The sequence below is a fragment of the Mesonia phycicola genome, assembly GCF_900141885.1.
Taxonomy (GTDB): domain Bacteria; phylum Bacteroidota; class Bacteroidia; order Flavobacteriales; family Flavobacteriaceae; genus Mesonia; species Mesonia phycicola.
Map to the genome: position 1 here is coordinate 145,319 of NZ_FQYY01000003.1, position 21,599 is coordinate 166,917.

18 protein-coding genes are annotated in these 21,599 nt (G+C 34.1%); 5 read left to right on the forward strand and 13 right to left on the reverse strand.

Annotated elements, in window-relative coordinates:
• The first annotated feature begins 86 nt into the window (after window positions 1–86).
• From BUC03_RS05270 to BUC03_RS05280, 3 genes are read left to right on the forward strand one after another with little or no spacing between them, the layout of a single operon-like run.
• Window positions 87–725: an SDR family oxidoreductase gene (locus tag BUC03_RS05270; RefSeq protein ID WP_073148995.1), complete on the forward strand. Its 639-nt coding sequence runs from the start codon at window positions 87–89 to the stop codon at window positions 723–725.
• Window positions 726–729: 4 nt separating this feature from the next.
• Window positions 730–1,143, forward strand: a complete 414-nt coding sequence (locus BUC03_RS05275) for a DoxX family protein (protein WP_073148997.1) — start codon at window positions 730–732, stop codon at window positions 1,141–1,143.
• Window positions 1,140–2,498: a dihydrolipoyl dehydrogenase family protein gene (locus BUC03_RS05280; protein ID WP_073148999.1), complete on the forward strand. Its 1,359-nt coding sequence runs from the start codon at window positions 1,140–1,142 to the stop codon at window positions 2,496–2,498. The genes BUC03_RS05275 and BUC03_RS05280 overlap by 4 nt, the downstream gene beginning before the upstream one ends.
• Window positions 2,499–2,584: 86 nt before the next feature.
• On the opposite strand, the gene BUC03_RS05285 is transcribed toward BUC03_RS05280, so the two are convergent.
• From BUC03_RS05285 to BUC03_RS05325, 9 genes are all read right to left on the reverse strand, one after another.
• Window positions 2,585–4,375, reverse strand: coding sequence for a hypothetical protein (locus BUC03_RS05285; RefSeq protein ID WP_073149001.1), 1,791 nt, complete (start codon window positions 4,373–4,375; stop codon window positions 2,585–2,587).
• A gap of 96 nt (window positions 4,376–4,471) precedes the next feature.
• Window positions 4,472–5,263 (reverse strand): hypothetical protein, encoded by a 792-nt coding sequence (locus BUC03_RS05290; protein ID WP_073149003.1) that lies wholly within the window; start codon window positions 5,261–5,263, stop codon window positions 4,472–4,474.
• A gap of 148 nt (window positions 5,264–5,411) precedes the next feature.
• Complete coding sequence (pdeM, locus tag BUC03_RS05295; RefSeq protein WP_073149005.1) at window positions 5,412–6,041, reverse strand: ligase-associated DNA damage response endonuclease PdeM; 630 nt, start codon at window positions 6,039–6,041, stop codon at window positions 5,412–5,414.
• Window positions 6,042–6,045: 4 nt separating this feature from the next.
• Window positions 6,046–6,498, reverse strand: a complete 453-nt coding sequence (locus tag BUC03_RS05300; protein WP_073149007.1) for a protease complex subunit PrcB family protein — start codon at window positions 6,496–6,498, stop codon at window positions 6,046–6,048.
• Between the two features lie 406 nt (window positions 6,499–6,904).
• Window positions 6,905–9,409 carry a ligase-associated DNA damage response DEXH box helicase gene (locus BUC03_RS05305; protein ID WP_073149009.1) on the reverse strand — a complete coding sequence of 835 codons (2,505 nt, stop codon included), beginning with the start codon at window positions 9,407–9,409 and terminating at the stop codon, window positions 6,905–6,907.
• 145 nt (window positions 9,410–9,554) lie between these two features.
• Window positions 9,555–9,917, reverse strand: a complete 363-nt coding sequence (locus tag BUC03_RS05310; RefSeq protein WP_073149011.1) for an endonuclease domain-containing protein — start codon at window positions 9,915–9,917, stop codon at window positions 9,555–9,557.
• Between the two features lie 176 nt (window positions 9,918–10,093).
• Window positions 10,094–10,912, reverse strand: coding sequence for a sugar-binding protein (locus BUC03_RS05315; protein ID WP_084112818.1), 819 nt, complete (start codon window positions 10,910–10,912; stop codon window positions 10,094–10,096).
• Between the two features lie 195 nt (window positions 10,913–11,107).
• Window positions 11,108–12,703 carry an ATP-dependent DNA ligase gene (locus tag BUC03_RS05320; RefSeq protein WP_073149013.1) on the reverse strand — a complete coding sequence of 532 codons (1,596 nt, stop codon included), beginning with the start codon at window positions 12,701–12,703 and terminating at the stop codon, window positions 11,108–11,110.
• Window positions 12,704–12,842: 139 nt separating this feature from the next.
• Complete coding sequence (locus tag BUC03_RS05325) at window positions 12,843–13,856, reverse strand: ligase-associated DNA damage response exonuclease (RefSeq protein WP_073149015.1); 1,014 nt, start codon at window positions 13,854–13,856, stop codon at window positions 12,843–12,845.
• A 491-nt stretch (window positions 13,857–14,347) separates the two neighbouring features.
• Between BUC03_RS05325 and BUC03_RS05330 the strand changes: the two genes are divergently transcribed.
• A complete protein-coding gene (locus tag BUC03_RS05330) occupies window positions 14,348–14,830 on the forward strand; it encodes a GyrI-like domain-containing protein (RefSeq protein WP_073149017.1) in 483 nt (160 codons plus the stop codon).
• Here the strand turns inward: BUC03_RS05330 and recO are convergent.
• From recO to gdhA, 3 genes are all read right to left on the reverse strand, one after another.
• Window positions 14,827–15,543 (reverse strand): DNA repair protein RecO, encoded by a 717-nt coding sequence (gene recO / locus BUC03_RS05335; protein WP_073149019.1) that lies wholly within the window; start codon window positions 15,541–15,543, stop codon window positions 14,827–14,829. The two genes, BUC03_RS05330 and recO, sit on opposite strands and share 4 nt — an antisense overlap.
• The gene (gene porZ / locus BUC03_RS05340; protein ID WP_073149021.1) at window positions 15,543–17,840 is read right to left on the reverse strand and encodes a type IX secretion system anionic LPS delivery protein PorZ; all 2,298 of its coding nucleotides are present in this window, start codon (window positions 17,838–17,840) and stop codon (window positions 15,543–15,545) included. Before porZ ends, recO begins: the two co-directional genes overlap by 1 nt.
• 138 nt (window positions 17,841–17,978) lie before the next feature.
• Window positions 17,979–19,322 carry an NADP-specific glutamate dehydrogenase gene (gdhA, locus tag BUC03_RS05345; RefSeq protein ID WP_073149023.1) on the reverse strand — a complete coding sequence of 448 codons (1,344 nt, stop codon included), beginning with the start codon at window positions 19,320–19,322 and terminating at the stop codon, window positions 17,979–17,981.
• Window positions 19,323–19,528: 206 nt separating this feature from the next.
• On the opposite strand from gdhA, the gene BUC03_RS05350 reads away from it, so the two are divergent.
• The gene (locus BUC03_RS05350) at window positions 19,529–20,320 is read left to right on the forward strand and encodes a THC0290_0291 family protein (protein WP_073149025.1); all 792 of its coding nucleotides are present in this window, start codon (window positions 19,529–19,531) and stop codon (window positions 20,318–20,320) included.
• Between the two features lie 81 nt (window positions 20,321–20,401).
• Here BUC03_RS05350 and BUC03_RS05355 read toward each other — a convergent pair whose 3' ends face one another.
• Entirely contained in the window at window positions 20,402–21,547 is a 1,146-nt protein-coding gene (locus BUC03_RS05355) for a cystathionine gamma-synthase (RefSeq protein ID WP_317041150.1), read from the reverse strand.
• Window positions 21,548–21,599: the final 52 nt, after the last annotated feature.

Below are 21,599 nucleotides of genomic sequence, written 5' to 3' on the forward strand. Positions count from 1 at the left end.
TTACTATTGTTAATCCTTTGTTATTTATGCTTTTTTTGAGAGCTTTTACAAAACATACTTCCTAAATTGAAATAAAAAAATTAATTATGGAAAAAGTATTGATAGCTGGAGCAAACGGAACAACAGGAAGAGAAATTGTAGATATTCTCATACAACATCAAAGTTATGAGCCTGTTGCAATGATTAGAAAAGAAGAGCAATCTGCTTATTTTGAAAATAAAAATGTACAATACAAACTTGCAGATTTAGAAGGAGATCTTACAGAAGCCGTAAAAGGAATTGATCGTGTAATTTTTGCTGCTGGTAGCGGCGGAAATACTGGAGATGAGAAAACAACAGCCATAGATCAAGACGGAGCAATTAACCTAATAGATAAAGCCAAAGCTGCAGGGGTTAAAAAGTTTGTTATGCTAAGTTCTATGGGTACAGAAAACCCTTCACAAAATCCAGACTTACAGCATTACCTAGAAGCTAAGAAAACAGCAGACAAGCATTTAAAAGCTAGCTTTTTAGACTATAGTATTGTAAGACCTGGTGCGTTAACTAATGGTGAAAAAACCAATAGAATTAAAGCAAAAGAACATTTAAATGAGTACGGAGAAATCTCAAGAAAAGATGTAGCGCAAGTAATTGTAGATTGTTTGCCACCAAACGTATTACAAAATAAAACTTTTGAAATTTTAGAAGGAACTTTAGCTACAGAGCTAGCTCTTCAAGAAGTATAAAACTATGAACAATAACCAACTTGCCTTTTTATTAGCTAGAATTACTTTAGGTATAAATTTCTTTTTACACGGCTTAGTTAGAATTCCGAAACTAGTAAATTTTGCCAATGGTGTAACTAAAGGCTTTGAAGACACCTTATTACCATTAATTTTAGTGAAACCAATGGCGTACGGTATACCTATTGTAGAAATTATTTTAGGTATACTGCTAACCCTTGGTATAAGTAGTAGAAAAACACTTACCGCTACTGCAGTTTTTATTATTATACTTATTAGCGGTAGTGCTTTTAAAGAAGATTGGGGTGCCATTAATGTTCAAATGTTATATGCCTTATTCGTATTTTTTCTGATAAAAAATTTATCACAAGAAGTTTGGACAATAGGTAGTAAAATTAACCAAACAAACAAACCCCAATGATAGTAGATGAATTTGATATTTTTGTGATTGGTACAGGTACTGCCGGAAAAAGAGTAGCAAAAGACTGTGCTAATGCAGGTTGGAAAGTAGCTATTGCAGATAATAGAGAATATGGAGGTACTTGCCCAAATAGAGGTTGTGATCCCAAAAAGGTACTTGTTGGTATAACAGAAATCTTACAGAGATCTCAAGATATGATAGGTCTGGGTATTACAAAAATGCCAGAATTTAGTTGGGAAGACTTGCAAAAATTTAAACTTAAATTCACAGAAGAAGTCCCTATAGCTACCGAGAGAGATTTAGATAATTTAGGGATTACTATGTATCACCAATCTCCTAAATTTCTTGACGAAAACACACTTTCTGTAGAAGGGAAAATGGTAAAAGCAAAAAAAATCGTAATTGCAACAGGCCATAAACCAATGCCTCTCTCTATACCTGGTGCAGAATTAATGCTGAAAAGTGATGATTTTTTAGAACTAGATAAACTCCCTAAATCTATGGTGTTTATTGGTGCAGGTTACATCGGGATGGAGTTTGCACATATTGCGGCTCGGTTAGGGGTAGAAGTTACTGTAATTGATTTTGAAGATAGACCATTATCTAATTTTGATGAAGACATGGTAAACTACTTAATAGATGCTTCTAAAGAGTTAGGTATTAAATTTATTTTTAATGCGAAAGCAAAAAGTATTGAGCAACTTAAAAAATATATTAGAGTAACTGCAGAAAACAAAGAAGGTGAAGAAATTACCGCTAAAGCAGAAATGGTTTTTAATACTGCTGGTAGAGTACCCTCTATAGACGGTCTAGATTTAGAAACTGGTAAAGTGGCTTTTACTAATAAAGGAATAAGTGTTGATAAGCACTTACAAAATACTACCAATAAAAATGTATATGCTTGCGGAGATGTTTCTGATAGTGAAGGTTTGCCATTAACTCCACTCTCTTCTCAAGAAGCACGAGTAGTCTCTGGTAATTTATTGGGTAAGTATGAAAAAACAGAAGCCATTTATCCACCACAACCTTCCGTAGTTTTTACCATTCCTAATTTAGCTTCCGTAGGTATGACTGAAAAAGAAGCTAAAGAAAAAAATTTAGACATTGTAGTAAAACAAAAATCTGCCCGTAGTTGGTTTAATTCTAAAAGAATTGCTAATCAATATTATGCCTTTAAAGTGATAAAAGACAAAAAGACAGAACAGATATTAGGAGCTCACCTTGTAGGTCCAGAAGCTGGAGAAATGATTAATATATTTTCTATGGCAATGTCTAGTAATCTTACTTGTGAAGATTTGAAAGCAATGATTTTTGCCTACCCCACGTGGACTAGTGATATAAAAAGTATGATTTAGTTTTTATATTAAATCTAATAACCAAACACTGAAACCTCTATTAAAAAGAAGGTTTCAGTGTTTAATTTATATATCCATTTCTAAATTTAGGCTACTTCGTTTTTTTGATTATTCATATTTAATTCTTTTTCACACAATCGTAAATCTGAAATAAATTCTGAATTATTAATGGTTTTTTGAGCAAACAATTGTTTATAATAAGTAATACCTTTATTTAAATTCTGAAGAAAACGTTCGTACTTTTTAACTTCTCTTTTATTAGAAAAATCTGTATTCTCTCTCAGTTCTTTTAAATAATCTATATAAAGTTGAAGCTCTTTAATAAACATATGTGGTCTATAACCTGACAACACAGTTTTACGACCGTAGATATGATCTACTAATTCTTTTAATGAATAATTACCTGAAAAATAGGCTAAATTTGGCCCAGGGCAAACCGTTACAAAATCCATATTTTTCACAAACTGAAAATTATAATTGATAGCCGCTGTATTACATAAACCAGTACACAAACACTCTTTTTGATATACTAATTTACTCTCTTTTTCTTTTTCTTCCACAGACATATCTGACTGTTGTATATGGGCAACTTTTAATTTTTGATATTTATGAGAAGCAGTACAAATTGGCTTTTCTGTAAATTCTGTATTAGCTTGTAACAGTTTTTCTGGACAAGCACTACCAGGTTTATTTTTTAATAAATTTAATCTTCGGTAATCTTCTCCACTTGCTCCTTTTAGGTAATTAAACCGAACTCCCAAGGGAGAACTATGGCTCAATACAATATCTCTTGCTTTAGCATTTTGTAACTTTTTTAAAGTTTCTTCATCTACATTTGTAGCCTCTTTACAAAGTAAAAATGGAGACCCCCAGCCTGTAGCATCTACCTTATAATAATCTTTTAATAGTTTGTCTTCCTCAAACGTACCAATGCCTCCCTGCACCGTTATTTTTATATCTGGTAATTGGTTAAATACCTTTTCTTCTGAAAAATAATTTTGATATAAATTTTTTAACTCTAAGGTTAATTCTTCTTTCTTTTCTTTAAATTCTTCTAAAATAGGCCCTAATAAAAATCCATCTGTAGCAAAAGCGTGACCACCACAATTTAAACCAGATTCAATTCTAAATTCACTTACCCAAATACCACGTTTTGCTAAATATTTTCCTTGAATTAAAGCAGATCGGTAATCGCTCACCTTTATAGCAATAGCTTTATTAAAAACACCGTTACTATCTGGTTGAAAAGATTTAAAAGACGATAAATAATTAAATAACCTAGGATTCATTCCTGCGGAAAACACGAGAGTAGAATTCTCTAAATCACTTTCTGCATAACCTTTTAAAGCCTGTAATGCATCAGATCCATTTTCTACAGGTTCACTGTTTTTCCCTATTTGTTCTCTGTCAACTTTTGTCATTATATTTACTTCTATAGCTCCTGGCTTTACTTGACCTCTAAGTTCTTTTTCTAGATCATTTTTAGCAGAAACATCTTCTAACTGCGTAAAACGTAAATATTTCTGTTTTAACTCAGTCACTTCTGGAAGCATTTCAAAGTATTTTGTAATATCTGAAGTTGCAGTGAAAGCTGCATTTTTTACTTCTTCTACTTTCTTTTTTACCTCTGTGTTTATAAGGTTTAGGTAATCTGTAATTCTCTTAGCTCTAAAGTTGATTTCATTTTTAGAAATAGGAATGTATTTTTGGCGATTAAGCTTATAATAATAAGCTCTCATTTTTTCAATTAAATGATCTTCAATAATTGAAATAGAAGAATTAATACCAAAATGAGCAACTTTTACAGGGCTATCAATTGTATATGCTATTCCCATAACAGGAATATGAAATTGATGCGGAGATATAGCGTTTTTCATTTATTTTGAGTTTAATTCTCAAAGATGAAAAGCTAACACCTCTTATAATATGATATTTATCATATTACACTATTCATTTTAAACAGAATTAATCTTCTAGTTATTTAATTTTTGATGGATTGGGTTTTGTTTTCTATTCACAAAACCATGATAAACAACATTTAAACCAATTAAAATTGCGGCTCCTAAAGCAACGTAAGCAACCACGTTTTCTACTCCGTGGTGTCTTGTATAAATTGTAAATAAAGCCCAAATACCAACCGCTGCAAACTCTCGCATATTACGTGTATATATGATTATAATATTTAAAATTGCAGCAATCACTATCATTATAATTGTCCATTGTACTTCAGAAAAAATGCCTCCGTCCCATTCTATTTTGGCCAAATAAGCGGCAATATTAGCGATAGTAGCTACGGCAATCCAACCAGAATATAAACAAATTGGCCACCAACTAAACGCAATAACTTTAAATGGCGCGTCCCAACGTTCCATATTGGTATTGAGAATAATTTTTATAAGAGATATAAGAATTAAAACCATAAAAATAATTGACAAGCCTGTATATTCATACAACCAAACTAACACCCAAGTTGCATTAGCTATATTGGCAATAAAAAACCAGTAGTTGGTTTGTTGCAGAAATTTTAAATCGGTTTTAGGTCCAAAGGCTTGGTACATTTGGTAAATTGTGAATGCCAAAAGGCTCAAATAAATAACACCCCAAATTGCAAAAGCATAATCTGCTGGTGTAAATAAGTTATCGTACTCATGGCTCAAAGTTCCCATGGTGTTTCCATTAGGTTTGAGAATTTGTGTAGAATAACTCATAGTTAAAGTTATTAATACAGATATAAAATTAAGTAAAGAAAGTAATTTTGGTTTCATAATTTCTTGTAATTTTTATCATTAGATTTTATCTAAGTATAGTTTCTCTTACTTCTTGTTAAGAATCTTAAACTAGCTTAGAGTACCATAACTTTATTGAAATTTACCAAACACCACGATAAACCAACGTTAGTACGAAGTTAAAGTTTTACATTACCTGTATTACTTTTGAGCTAGCACACACAAAAATTTGATCTTCAGCTTCTGGTTTCATTAAAAACACACCTGTAAATTCACCAAAAGCAGGCAGAATGAGCTGATATTTACTTTTAAAAAAACATTTTAACTTTAAGTGTTGTTTAGCCATACCTGCAAGTCGATAACCTGGATGTATGTGCCCGCAGATATTAAACGTATTTTCTTGTTCTTCTGGGTGGTGCGTTAACTTAAATTTACCTAATTGTAGCTCTTGATAAATTTTTACTTTTAATGCCTCATAATGCAAGGGAGAAATAATGTCATGGTTTCCGGCAATTAAAACAACCTCAGCGGTTTGTATTGCAAGCCAATTTTCAAATAAATTCCACTCTAGGTTTTTTGCACTATGAAAAAGATCGCCCAAAAAAATTATTTTTTTGGGCGAATATATTTTAATAGACTCTGTTAATTTATTGAAGTTAGAAAGAATAGCATCTTTAGGTACGGCGCTACCATATTTTCTGAAATGAGAAATTTTACCTAAATGTACATCTGCAATTAGTAACGTTTTTTGCTCTTCCCAATAGGCTACTCCACTACTTGATAGTTGAAAATGATTATTTTCTATTTCTATTTTCAAGCTATTATTTTACTTCTTCAAACACAATTTCTTTTTCTGTTTTTGCTATGGTTGCTAAATAAAAAGGCTGTGTCATTACCATTGTAGCTAAACCATCTGGATGAGTAATTTTATACTTAAAAGTAACTTTATTTTTTGCTTCTACGCTTTCTACAATACTTATAGCGTGACCGCCAGTGGTTCTTTGTTTATCAAAAATTGCTAATAACATTTGCTTGTTAAAATCAATAGATATAAACGAGGTTGCTGCACTTTTTTCATTAATATTAATTTTCTCGAAAAGCGCATTCCAATCTTGTTGATTGTCTATAACCGTTTGTTGTTCTTCTATTCCTTCTGCTCCATCTCCGTATAAATCTCCTTTAGAAATAAGATTAATGGTGATATTTTCATTGTTTTTTGCTGAATTACAACTAAACATTACAATAGCAAGACAGATATAAACTAGATTTTTCATTTTTTAAATTTTGATTAGAAAGGCTAAGATAATTCATAGATGCTAAATACTGGTTATTCTTAACAAGCTTTTTGCGTTAGGGATAGCAGTGAAAATCCCACAATAAGTTGTAGCGACAGCGAAAACTTATGAGGAATTGCAACGGATAGCCTGACCCGGTAGGGAAACGCCCAAGTAAATTTATTTTTATCCTTCCGAGTTCTTTTTCTAACACTTCAGAACCCACCTTCCCTAAATTAGGGAAGGAACATTTTATAAAGCTCCTCTCCTTAGAAAAGGAGAGGTGGCAAAACTTGTTTTGGCGGAGAGGTTTGAATCCCTATAAATTAGAAGGTAAAACTGTAGGGTTATCTATAAAAGATTGAGGTCGTTTAGAGCTTTTTTAAGGTTCCTGCCTGTGCAGGAATTATTTTTCGAGTTGTTTAAGCATACGCTGAATGCGATCTTCTAATTTTTCTGAAGAGAGCTTTTCTCGTAATCGATCGGTGATGATGGGAAATGAAAATGGAGTTGGTTTTTGACAGGATTTCCAAACGATTTTTTGCTGATGAATTCGCTCTAATGCCAACCGTAATCTGCCTTCTTCTAATTGATGCTCAAAGGTTTCTCGGAAAGCTTGTTGAAATAATAAATTATCATCTTCATAATCTCGAAATACATCAAACAACAATTGAGAGCTTGACTGTAAGTGTTTACTTTTAATCAATTTATTGGGATAACCGGTAAAAACCAAGCCAGCAACCACGGCAATATCTCTAAATTTTCGGCGAGCCATTTCGGTCGCGTTTAGGCTTTTATACAAATCGTCCATTAAAAATTCTGCGGAAAACAAATTGTTGTCTAAAACTTGTTGCATATCAATCTCTTGGTCTGAAAGCAGCTCGAAACCATAATCGTTAAACGCAATGCTGAAAGAAATTGGCGACAACAAACTAATGCGATACGCCAATAAACTTCCCAAAGCTTCGTGCACAAAACGCCCTTCAAACGGATAAAAAATAGCGTGATAACCTTCACGAGTTTTAAAAGTTTCGATAAGAAATTCATCTTGTTTTGGGATGATCGACTCTAATTGTTGTCGTTCTAAAATAGGTTGAAGTGCTGTTAATTCGGGAGACTTCTCGACAGAGCTTGTCTTGAGCGAAGACGAAAGGCTCGAAGTGACAGAAAGACTTTCTGCGGCTTCGTATAATTCTTCCCGAAGTAATTCACTCATTTGTGCAGAAAAGGTCATTCGGCCGCCCATCCAACTTGGCACTTTAGCGGTTTTCTTTTTAGACTTGCGTACCAATACCTGCATTCCTTTAATTCTCGAAAGTTCTAGGTTTCTGCCAGCAAACATGAACACGTCTCCTGGTTTTAATTTAGAAATAAACCACTCTTCTACCGTACCAATATAACCGCCTTTTATATATTTTACAGTAAGCATAGCGTCACTAACAATTGTCCCGATCTGCAAACGATGACGCATCGCAACACCACGATGGTTGACTTTAAATTTACCGTCGTCTTCAATTTCTACCTTTTTATATTCGTCGTAGGTTTGCAAACTTTGGCTTCCTTTCGTGATAAAATTTAAACACCAACGCCACTCGTCTTCGGTTAAACCTTGAAAGCAGAATGTCGATTTAATTTCAGGGTAAATTTCATTGGGGTAAAATCCGTCGGAAACCGCTAAAGTCGTTAAATACTGTACCAAAACGTCGAAACTTTGCAGGTACGGAATACGATCTTCTACCGCTTTTTTCTCAACCGCTTTTTGTAGTGCGGCCGCTTCAATAAGTTCCATAGCGTGCGTGGGCAAGAAGTAAATTCGGCTTGCTTTTCCCGGTTGGTGACCACTTCTCCCGGCGCGTTGTAAAAAACGAGCGACGCCTTTTGGTCCTCCAATTTGAATAATGGTTTCTACCGGAGCAAAATCTACTCCTAAATCTAAACTTGAGGTGCAAATAACTGCTTTTAGACTTTCGTTTCTAATCGCTTGCTCTACCCAAAGTCGCGTTTCTTTGTTGATGCTCCCGTGATGCATTGCCACTTCTCCGGCAAATTCGGGATACTTATTCATTAATTTTTGAAACCACAATTCACATTGCGAACGCGTATTGGTAAAAATTAATGTAGTTTTTGAATTGTTTAAAATCGGAATTATTTCATCTAACAAATGCAAACCCAAATGTCCACGCCAAGGAAATTTTTCCATTGACTCCGGAATAATCGACTTGACTTCTATTTGCTTTTGAATATTCGCTTTGATTAATGTTGAATTTTGAAGTGCTTCACCTTCGGCTCCCAACAAAACTTCTTGCGCCTGCGGAAGATTACCGATAGTGGCCGAAATACCCCAAATTTTTAAATTTTTTGAAACGGTTTTTAAGCGAGAAAGTGCTAATTCTGTTTGAACGCCACGTTTACTCCCTAGCAACTCGTGCCACTCATCGACGACAATCGCATTTAGATTTTTAAAAAGTTTCGGGTAGTTTTTTGAAGAAAGCAATAAATGTAAACTCTCTGGCGTAGTAATTAACAAATCGGGCATCGACTTTTTTTGCGCCGCGCGTTCTTTTTGAGAAGTATCGCCGGTGCGAATCCCAACAGTTAATCCCGAGTTGGTTTCTTCTGCAAAACGAGTAGCCGCTTGCGCAATTTCAACAGAAAGTGCTCGAAGCGGCGTGATCCAAATGGCTTTTAGGCCTTTTTGAGGTTTGGTTTTATAATTGGGATTTTGCTTTAGGTATTCTAAAACAATCGGCACCCAAAGCGCGTAAGTTTTTCCGCTTCCAGTAGGTGCGTTTAAGAGTCCGTTTTTCCCTTTGAGATAAGCATCCCAAGTTTTTTTCTGAAAAGGAAAGGGCTTCCAACCTTGCTGGGTAAACCAATTTTCTGCAATGGTTAAAAGCTCTTTTTTGTTCATCTTGTTTATTACTTTACTTCAGAATCTGTGTTTACCCTTCCGTCATTCCTACGGAATGCCACCTTCCCTAAATTAGGGAAGGAACTTTAGAAGTTCCTCTCCTTTTAAAGGAGAGGTGGCAAAACTTGTTTTGACGGAGAGGTTTCTATTCAAAATTATCTTCTATTTCTTTTAATACAGACGGTAAAAAATCAAAAACCATTTTATTTTCAAAACGTAAAACTTTAAATCCTAGCTCCTCTAATCTTTTATCCCTTTTCCTATCTTTCTCTTCAGCAGTTGCATTTTTATGAACTTCACCATCTAATTCAATAATCAATTTTTCTTGAGCGCAATAAAAGTCTACAATGAAATTTTCAATGCTATGTTGTCTTCTGAATTTTCTTCCTTTCAATTGTTTTCTCTGCAAATGCTTCCAAAGAAAAGCTTCCGCAGGAGTTAAGTTTTCCCTCAATTCTTTTCGGAAAGATTCTAAATATTTTCTGTTATGAATTGGTTTATTTTTCATTTTAGCTATTTGAACCTTTCCGTCATTCCAACGGAATGTTACCTTTCCTTAATATTTACCCTTCCGAATTTTTCTTATCAGAAAAATCCACCTTCCTTAAATTAGGGAAGGATCATTTTTTTTGCTCCCCTCCTTTTCAAGGAGGGGAAAACTTCACTTGTGAAGTTGGGGTGGTTTTACTCTTCTAAATGTAAAGTACCAAAAATATTAGCATCTTTCCACCCTTGGTTTTTATCTACTCCAGGAACATAGACAGAGCCAAAAAAGTTCTCACGTTCTTTACTGCTATCGTTGTCGCAATATGCCAATGCAAAACCTACATTTTTACCCGCGGAAAGTTTTACAGGTTCTACACTATTATTTTCATCTTGATAGGTGTCTGGATAAATTTTTACTTTTAACTCCCAAACTGTTGTATTTCCTTCTGTTTTATGAGCAGATTTCACATGGTCATTATATAAATGTGGTTCTTTATCTGGACCAAAATCTACCACATTACCATCTAGTGCTACGTGATAAGCAAATGCGTTATGACCGTATTGGTGCTCTCCTCCAGAGTTATCTTCATCTATAAATACTTCTACGCAATCATCATCCCACCAAGTTTTAAAAGGATCTTTATACTGATCTATTAAAATATCATCTTGAATTTCTACTAATAAATAAATAGCTTCTTCATTCCAAGTAAGTTTATATTTACCTTGAAAATCTTCTTTGGTATAATCGTCACCTACCCAATTTTGGTCAAGTTGGTACCATTCTAAATTTTGCCAAACAGTATCGTTTGCAACTCCATCAATTGCTGGCGCACTCTGAGCTTTTGAGACACTTCTTAGTTGGTGATTTTCTTTTTCTTGTTTAGTCTCTGAAGTAACTTCTTTTACCTCATACACTTCTTCCTGTTTTGGTTTTTCTGAAGTAGTTTCTTGTTTTTCTTCTTGTTTACAAGCAAAAAGCAAACTCACCAAAACTGCCGAATACAATATTTTTTTCATTTATATATTTATTTTATTAAAGTCTTAAAAGTAAGTATTTTCAAGGGTTTAGTTAGAATTTAGGTGAATGATTTTACCCTCCCGTCTTCTTTCGCTATCGCTTCAGAAGCCACCTTCCCCAAATTAGGGAAGGAACTTTTTAAGTTCCCCTCCTTAAAAAGGAGAGGTGGCAAAACCTGTTTTGGCGGTGAGGTTTCATTTCGGAATTAATGCTTTTAAATCTTCTAATGTATTGGCTTCTTCAATTTTTTTGTCTTTTCGCCAACGTAAAATTCGAGGAAAACGGGTAGCGACTCCACTTTTATGTCGGCTCGATTCAGCAATTCCTTCAAAAGCAATTTCAAACACGTGATGTGGCGTTACACTTCGTACCGGACCAAAACGTTCTAGCGTATTTTTCTTGATCCACGCGTCTACTTTTCGAAATTCTGCATCTGTAAGTCCGGAATAGGCTTTTGCAAAGGTTACCAATTCTTCTTTCTCATTGTCCCAAAGCCCGAAGGTGTAATCGGTAAATAAATTACTTCGCCTTCCGTGGCCACGCATCGCGTAGGTTAACACCGCATCGATGGTAAGCGGGTCGACTTTCCATTTCCACCAATCACCTTTTTTTCTTCCTACGAGGTAAGGAGAATCCCAACGCTTCAGCATTAATCCTTCCGATTTTACTTCACGTGATCGCTCCCGTTCTTTAGCGGCTTCCTCCCAAGTTTGAAAAGAAATGGTTGATGATAAATGTAGCGGAATCTCTTCCGAAGCCACTTCCGTAAAAAGTTGTTCTAAAATTTCTCGTCTTTTTTGATAAGCTTTTTCTCGAATATCTTCGCCTTTCCATTCTAAAATATCGTAAGCTTTTAAAATGACCGGCGTTTTTACTAAAAGTTTTTTGGTAATGTTCTTTCGGCCGATTCGGGTTTGTAGATCTTTAAACGTACCGATTTCATTCTTCGGAAAAGGTAAAATCTCTCCGTCTATCACCGTCCCGTCGGGAATAAGATTGATAAATTTTTCAAATTCTGGGTATTTATCGGTCACCAATTCTTCCCCTCTACTCCACACAAACAATTCTCCGTTTCTAATAATTACTTGCGAACGAATACCATCCCATTTATGCTCGGCTGCCCATTCTTTTACATCTCCCAAGCTTTGCGGTTCGCCTTTGACCGCATAAGCCAAATAAAATGGATAAGGTTTAGAGAGGTAATCTTCTGGATTTTCTTCAAGTACCAAATCGGTAAACGTGGTGGTTGCAGGGTCCCAATTTCCCATCAATTTATAGGCGAGAATATCTTCATCTATTTCAGTGGCTTTTGATAAAGCACGCGTCATTAATTTCTGACTTACACCAATTCTAAAACTACCGGTAATGAGTTTAGTGAATACAAAACGTTCGTAATAATTTAAACTGAACCAATTTTCGTACAAATACTCTTTCTTTTCTTCTTCTGAACGAGCTTTTAACTCTATAATTTCTTGAAGAAACTGATGTAAACTTTTCTCTGAAGATTCTTCTGAAGGCGGAATTACTAAAGCAATCGTTTCTGCCAAATCGCCCACAATGTGATACGACTCTTCAAACAACCACATCGGAATTTTAGAAAACTCTGAAGCCCATTCTCTCATTAATGTGGTATTTACAGGTCTTGGTGGGCGACGATGAGAAAGAATAGCAATGGTCCACACTTTATCTTTATCGGTTGCAATTTTAAAGTAATATACAAGCGCCTCAACTTTTAGCGTGGTTTTGTTGGTGCTATCTAAAGTACGTATAAGTTCTGCAAATTGCTTCATTTTGTTTATTTTACCCTTCCGTCATTCCTTCGGAATGCCACCTTCCCTATTTTAGAGAAGGAACTCTTTTAAACACCTCTCCTTACTAAGAAGAGATATTAAAACAAGTTTTAACGGAGTGATTTTATTTAAAAATTTTTTAGTCCTTTTCTTTGCTCGTTTGCTCGGCATTTTCTTCTTCATATTGCGTTTGCTCGGTTCTGGCATCGTAACCCTGTTCTGCTAAAAAGCGAGAAAAAATATCGGTATAACCGTGCGTACAAATTACTTTTTCTGCTCCTGTTGCTTTAATAGAAGTAAGCAAACCTTGCCAATCACAATGATCAGACAAGACAAAACCCTTATCTATAGCTCGGCGACGGCGCGCACCACGAAACGTCATCCAGCCACTGGCAGATGCTGTTACATAAGGTACCATTTTTTTAATCCACGGTGATCCGTGTGTGCTTGGTGGTGCAATCACAATATTACCTTTGATGTCTTCTTTTTTAGTATCTCTTGTAATTTTTTGGGTTGGTGGCAAGTCTGCAATTTCTCTAATCACCTCTGTCATATTCTCAACCGCGCCGTGCGTATAAATTTTACCAATAGAAGTGTCTAAATGTTTTAAAAGACGTTGCGCTTTCCCTAAAGAGTATCCAAACAAAATGGAAGTTCTACCATCTTCTTTATTTTGTTGCCACCACGTATTGATATCATGAAAAACCTGTTGCTGCGGCACCCATTTAAAGGCCGGTAAGCCAAAAGTACACTCGGTAATAAAAGTATGGCATTTCACCACCTCATACGGAACGGCCAAGCCATCTTCTTCAGTTTTATAATCGCCAGTGAACACCCAAACCTCTCCTTTATGTTCTACTCTAATTTGTGACGAACCAATTATATGACCAGCAGGATGAAGTGAAAATTTGACTCCGTTAATGGTGAAAGTTTCGTTCCACGCTTTACCAGCTACCACAATATCACCTAACCGATGTTTGATAATTGGCACGTTGGTGTGATGCGTAATGTATTGTTGATGTCCCCACCGAGAATGATCTGCATGACCGTGCGAGATAATGGCTTTTTTAACCGGTTTCCATGGGTCTAGATACACATCGGCGGCTTCACAATATATTCCATTTTGGTTAAATGCGAGTAATGGTGTTTTCATGTAACTCAAGTTAGTAAAAAGCAATTTTGAAATTTGGTATTTGCCGAAATCTTAGCGGAAATTTAAGAGGTGTTGGGTTGAATTTAACTAATTGATTTGGTTTGGGGAGTTTACAGAAGTAATTGTTTTTGTTGAAGTAAGCATGATGAGATGCTGAATCGAGTTCAGCATGACGAAGTAGAAGTGAAACTAAAAATGAAGTTGGCTAGAAATATTAATAATTGATTGGAGGTGTTGAATTAGAGAAAAACAAGTATTGTACAGAATGAAGCTCGAGGTGAGATGCTGAATCAAGTTAAGTATTACATTGGGGTTGGAAGGTGGTGACAACTTTTATTTGCGTGAGGGATAGTAGCGGCATCCTTTTTTGCTTTATATAAGTGACTTTTCGGCTTTGATAAAAATGACAAGCAAAAAAGATATAGCGAATAGCCCGACCCAACGGGACACGCCCTTAAAATTGTATCTTTGATGGAAAGATTAGAATTGAAATGCAAGTAGAAATAGTAAATATAGAGTCGAAATTACTAGCTGGGTTAAAAACTAAAATGAGTTTTAGTAATAATAAAACTGAGGAATTATGGTCTGCATTAATGCCAAAAAAACATTTAGTAAAGGCTAAAAATAATGACTTATTTTCTGTAGAAATTTATCGTGACGTAAGCTTTTTTAAAGCTTTTGATCCTACAAAAATATTTGAGAAATGGGCGGCAGTTGAAATTGATTCTGCTGAAAATATACCAAATGATTTTGAGGCTTTACAAATTTCTAAAGGATTGTATGCAAAATTTAATTATAAAGGAAAAGCTAGTGAAGCAGCTGCTTTTTACGGAAAAATTTTTGGTGGATGGCTACCAAATTCTGATTTTGTATTAGCTAACCGGCCACATTTTGCGGTGATGGGTGAAAAATACAAAGGAGATAGTGAAGATTCTGAAGAGGTAATTTATATTCCTATAGAGAAAAAATCTTAAAATAGTTGATGCAGAATATCTAGAGAACGTGGTTTTTTAAAACCGTGCAAATGCAACTCAAAATAAAGAACAAGCATTTCTATAAAGTTTTTTCGTTTTACCTGATTGAGTTTTATGGTAGAGGCTGTATTATAATTGACCAACAAAAATTGCTTTAGCAATTCTGAATTTTCATTTTGGATGCAATATTTATTGGTATCATCTAATTGATATTCACCATCGAGTAGGTTAAAATATGGCAAATCTGGATGGTATTGGTGCGGATAAAAACCTAAAAATGAGCTAAGCTTTACCATAAATAATAAATGAAAATTGGCATATTTTTCATTTGCATCTAACCATAAAAACGACTCTTCTAAAAACTGAAAAAGTGATGTATTTTGTTCTTCTTCTTGTATGGCTTGGTGTAATACTTCTGCCAAAAACATAGCTATAGAAGATTTATATATGTTTGTTGTTAGCGTTTGGTAAGCCGGGTTTACTTTTGCTTCTTTAAAACTTTCTAACGTGCCTTTGTCTTTATGATTGGCTTCTATATCTAATAGGGTTAGCGGCTGAAACATCGAAGCTCGAAGTTTTCCTTTTTTAGATTTTAAAACTCCACGTACGAGGTAAGATTTGAGTCCGCTACTTTGGGTATATGCTTTTACAATTAAATCTGCTTCGCGATAACGAATGGAATGAATGATAATGGCTCTTGTTTTTACCAACATTAGCGAATAACCATAATTTTTGTGACCTTGGTTTCTATTTGGTCTGCAGAAGTTATTAATACCAAGTAAACTCCAGAGGCTACTTTATATTTTCCGAAAGCGCGAGTATCCCATTGTATACTACCACCTTGTGAATACTCTTCATACACCAAATTACCTTCTATGTCTGTGATTTTCACATTAGCACCTTCTATTAACCCATCTATAGTAACCATACCAGAATAGTTAGGTCTTACAGGATTAGGATATGCTCTTACATTTTCTAAAGTTTCTTGAGAAGATGTTGCAGAACCTTGAAAAACAACGATCCCTTTATCTGTACCAATATATACTTCTCCAGAACTATTATCTACTTCTACATCTACTACAGAATTAGACGGAAGAGGAGAGTTTGCTGTAGTGAAATTATAAATAGTTTCTTGACCATTAGATGAGATGTAAAATACACCACTTTCTGTAGCAATCCATTTATTATTATTACCATCTACTTCAATGTCTGCAATACTAATACCTGCTAATAACTCTTGTGCCACCCCATCATCATCTAATATGATAATTTCTTGAGCTTCTGCGGTAGTAGAACTAAACATAGTAGATGGACTATAAAGCACACGTAAACCACGTGCGGTTCCTATCCATAATTGATTATTATTATCTAATGCAACTGTGGTAACATAATCTTCTGGTAAGTTACCACTCTCTCCTGCTAATCTTGAAAAAGTACCGGTTGAACTTTGATATCCTACCAAACCGTACTCATAACTTCCGAAGTAAATATTATTAGAATTATCGATAATTAAGTCACTAAATCCTAAATTTTGTGAGTAAAAATCTGGACTTGGTATGGCTGAAGTGATATCTACCGTAGTAAAACTATTATCATCTGGAGTAAAGCTAAATAATCCGTGTAAAACTCTAGTTACATTACCCCACAACCTACCACTGTTGTCAAAATAAATTCCATTTACCCGAGTATCATTAGCTACAGCAGTTCCATTATTTATTAATTCTTCTATAGGAGAATTGTTTTGATTGTAAACTTCTATTATTTCGTTATCTTCTATTTGTACTAATCCATCGTAAAAAGAACTAATAAAAACTTGGTCTACATTATCTGGATTGATGGCAATATTCACTAAGGTTTTAGCTCCAATATCTTCATAAGGTATATTAATCCATTCATCATTATCTAAATGACTTGCTCCATAACTTTCTAAAGGGTATGGGTTATAAAATACATCGTAATCACCATAAACCACCCATAACTCATTAGGGATGACTTCCATATTAAAAACATTATTTCTTAAAGGTCCACTTGGACTTAAATACTCATATACTGCGTTGTTAGAAAGTGTATGTATAAGGCCTTGGTTAGCATCACCTATAAAAATATCATCTCCTACAGATGTAACGGAAGAAAAACTAGGAGTAAACTCTAAATTATTTATACCAAACTCATAAGTTTTATTTAGCTGACTATTATAAACTTCTAATTTAGTAACATATAGAATATAAAATGTATCTTCATCTGCATAAATATCTCTTACATTCCCATTTAAATTCATTAATAGACTAGCACTATTTTGCTCTATTTCATATAAAATATTAGCATCACTAACACATATAACTTTATCGTTAAATACAGTAATACGTGTAACTGTAGTTAAATTTGGAACTTGTAACCACTGTGAAAAATCTATTAGATTAGGGTTGTTTAAAGAAACATACTTTACACCTTCTCCATTTGTAGCTGCATATATAGTGTTATTTTGTACAGTTACTTGACTTACCTCTAATTGACTCCCTGCACTACCAATAAAATACGTATCACCAAACTCTAGCTTTTCTATATCATAAACAGAAATACCGTAATTGGTAGAAATTAATATCTTATTATCTACTTCATAAAAATCATTAATTTTTCTATTTTCTGGTGAAACAGTTTCTTTCTCTGTAATATCTATAATTTGAAGGTCTTTTTGAGTATCAAAATCATACACATTAATTAAACCTGTTTCGTACCCTATTAAAACAAGGTTATAAGTACTAGAATAGTATATTGCAGAAATATCTTCTCCTGAAATCCCATTAATGGTTGATATTTTTTCTATTTCTCCAGAATTATTATTGTAATAAAAAATAGAGTTTTGAGCCGCTGCAAAAACTCTATTGTTAGATGAATAGGTATCTATAATATTATAATATGAATACAAACCCTCCCAGCTAGAAGAATAATCTTGTGCTGAAATTGAAAAAGAGAATAAAAAACCTAATAAAAAAGTGTAAATCAACTTCATAAAACAATATCTAATGCAATAACCTTACTTTTTACTGAATATTGCGTTTATTGGTTACAAATATATCTGAATAAAGCTCATAAAAAAAAGGCTGCAGATTTCTCTACAGCCTTTTTTGTTATATAAGGTTAGTTGTATTTAAACCGCTCCTTGAGCAAGCATTGCATCTGCTACTTTAACAAATCCTGCAATATTTGCACCTTTTACGTAGTCTACATAACCGTTACCATCACTACCATACTTTACGCAAGCTTCGTGAATGTCGTTCATAATTTGGTAAAGTTTACTATCTACCTCTTCTGCTGTCCAGTTTAATCTTAAAGAGTTTTGAGACATTTCTAAACCAGAAGTAGCTACACCACCTGCATTAGATGCTTTTCCTGGAGAAAAGAAGATTTTTGCTTTTTGAAAAACCTCTACAGCTTCTGGAGTACAAGGCATATTTGCACCTTCTCCTACAAGAATACAACCATTATTTACCAATGTTTCTGCATCTTCTTGGTTTAATTCATTTTGTGTTGCACATGGTAAAGCTACATCACAAGTTTCAGCCCAAGGAGTTTTCCCTTCGTGATATTTAGCATTTGGATATGTATCTAAATACTCTTTTATACGGCCTCTTCTTTCATTTTTAATTTCCATCACTAAAGAAAGTTTTTCTTCAGTTAAACCTTCTGCATCATAAATATATCCAGAAGAGTCAGAAAGTGTTACAATTTTAGCTCCTAATTGCATAGCTTTTTCTGCAGCATATTGAGCAACGTTACCAGAACCAGAAATCACAACTGTTTTATCTTTTAAAGAATCTCCTTTAGTTTTTAGCATATTTTGTGCAAAATATACGTTACCGTATCCTGTTGCTTCTGGTCTAATTAAAGAACCTCCATAGGCTAAACCTTTACCTGTTAAAATACCAGTAAATTCATTTTGAAGACGTTTGTATTGGCCAAACATGTAACCTATTTCTCTAGCTCCTACACCTATATCTCCCGCCGGTACATCTGTGTTACCACCAATATGTCTAGACAACTCTGTCATAAAACTTTGGCAAAAACGCATTACTTCATTATCAGATTTACCTTTAGGGTCAAAATCTGAACCACCTTTACCACCACCCATTGGAAGTGTTGTTAAGCTATTTTTGAAAACTTGCTCAAAGGCTAAGAACTTTAAGATACTTAAATTTACAGAAGGGTGAAATCTTAATCCTCCTTTATATGGACCAATTGCAGAATTCATTTGTATTCTAAACCCTCTGTTTACTTGGATGTTACCGTTATCATCTGTCCACGGAATTCTAAACATAACTACACGTTCAGGTTCTACCATTCTCTCTAGTAACATTTTATTTTGATACTTTTCATTCTCTTCAATGAAAGGTATGATAGTTTCTGCAACTTCGTGCACAGCTTGTAAAAACTCAGGTTCATGAGCATTACGCTGACTAACTTTATCTAAAAAATCTTGAACATTTTTTTTCATAATATTGTATAAAATGTATTTTTTATAATTTAAATGTGAAATATCGATGCAAATATAAATTTAATTAAGTAGAGCAAATCATTTTTTTTCATATTCTTAGAAATTTTAAGATTTTTTAAAGATTTAAAAATAAGAGTATTATCTGTGTGGTTTTATTTCGTTCTAACTAATGTTTTTATATATTTGCCTGTAAAAGACCTACTTCTATGAAAACCAACTACCTAATATTGGCTTTGATTGCTATTGTTTCTGTTAATAGCTTTTCATATTCTCAAGGATTCTCACAAGAGATAGGAGTGACATTAGGACCTGTAGCATTTAAATCTGATTATGGTTTAAGAGGAAGCTCTGAGACTAATTTTGGAAATATTGGGTTTGGTATTGGATTATTACACTATATCAACTTTTCTTATAGAGCAGATTGTAATTGCTACTCTAGAGACACTTATTTTAATGATCACTTTAAAGTAAGAACAGAATTAGATTACCACACTACTACTTTAGATCATTTTGGCGAGTTTGCAGATCAAGATACAGAAAACGGACTTAAATTAAGATCTATGCACGGTAAAGCAAAAGTTCTTGAAATAGGGCCTTCTCTAGAATGGTACCCTAGAAGTATTACAGATTTTGATAGTAATCGTTATAGTTTTGCCCCTTATGCTAGCCTTGGTATACATTTTGTCTCTTTTAGTCCAGAGGCAACTACAGATTTACCAGGAAGTTTAGGTGCTGCTTCTAACACTTATCCAGCATTTTTAGCTCCAGCAGGAGAAGACCCATATATAGATACTTCTTCTGGAGGTACATATGCGGTAACGTGGAGTGTTGGTACTAGATATAGATTAAATGACCAAAGTGATTTAATTTTAGATGCAAGATGGCATTTTTATGGGTCAGATTTTGTAGATGGATTAAACCACAATAACCCTCAGAACGAAGCAAATGATTGGATGTTCTGGTTAAACATTGGTTATGTTTTCTACCTTAACAACTAATTAAAAAGATAATACAACTATAAAAAAAGAGCTGTTAGATTAATTTCTAACAGCTCTTTTTTATTACTTCATATTTAAATTTTAAGCCAAAGCTTGTTTTAAATCATTAAGCAAATCTTCTTCGTCTTCTACTCCTACACTTAATCTAATTAAAGAGTCTACAACACCTGTTTTTTCTCTTTCTTCTTTTGGTATAGATGCGTGCGTCATACTTGCCGGGTGACCAGCTAAAGATTCTACCCCACCAAGAGATTCTGCCAATGTAAATACCTTTAATTTCTCTACAAAACTTACAGCGTCTTCTAAAGAATCATTTTTAGTAGTAAAAGAAACCATTCCTCCAAAATCATTCATTTGCCTTTTAGCAATTTCATGATTAGGATGACTTTCTAAACCAGGCCAGTATACTTTATCTACTTTTGGGTGGTTATTTAAAAACTCTGCTACTGCTTTACCATTTTCACAGTGACGTTGCATTCTAAGGTGTAATGTTTTTATACCTCTTAAAACTAAAAAGCTATCTTGAGGTCCTGCTACAGCTCCACTTGCATTTTGAATAAAGTATAATTTATCTGCCAGTTCTTTATCTTTTACCACTAGAGCTCCCATTACCACATCACTATGCCCGCCTAAATATTTAGTGGCACTATGCATTACTAAGTCTGCTCCCAAATCTAAAGGTTGTTGTAAATATGGTGTTGCAAAAGTGTTATCTACACCTAATAAAACATTATGTTTCTTAGCCACTTTTGCTGCAGCTTCAATATCTATAATGTTCATCATTGGGTTAGTTGGTGTTTCTACCCATATCAATTTTGTATTTTCAGAAATATGTTTTTCAATATCTTCTGCATTTTGCATACCAATAAAGTTAAACTTAATACCAAAATCTTTAAAAATACTAGTAAACAATCTATAAGTACCACCATACAAATCGTTAGTAGAAACTACCTCATCACCTGGTTTTAATAGTTTTAAAACAGCATCTATGGCAGCTAAACCAGAGCCAAAGGCTAATCCGTATTTACCATTTTCTATACTCGCAAAAGAGTTCTCTAAAGCAGTACGAGTTGGGTTAGCACTTCTAGAGTACTCAAAACCTTTATGACCGCCTGGAGTACTTTGAGAATAAGTAGAAGTTTGGTATATAGGTGGCATTACAGAACCGTAAGCTGGATCTGTATTTTCTTGTCCGCCGTGAATTGTTTTTGTGTTAAATTTCATAATTTTCTTTTTCTTTTTTTATCTTTTAAGCAAATGTACTATTCCGTTTGTGTTT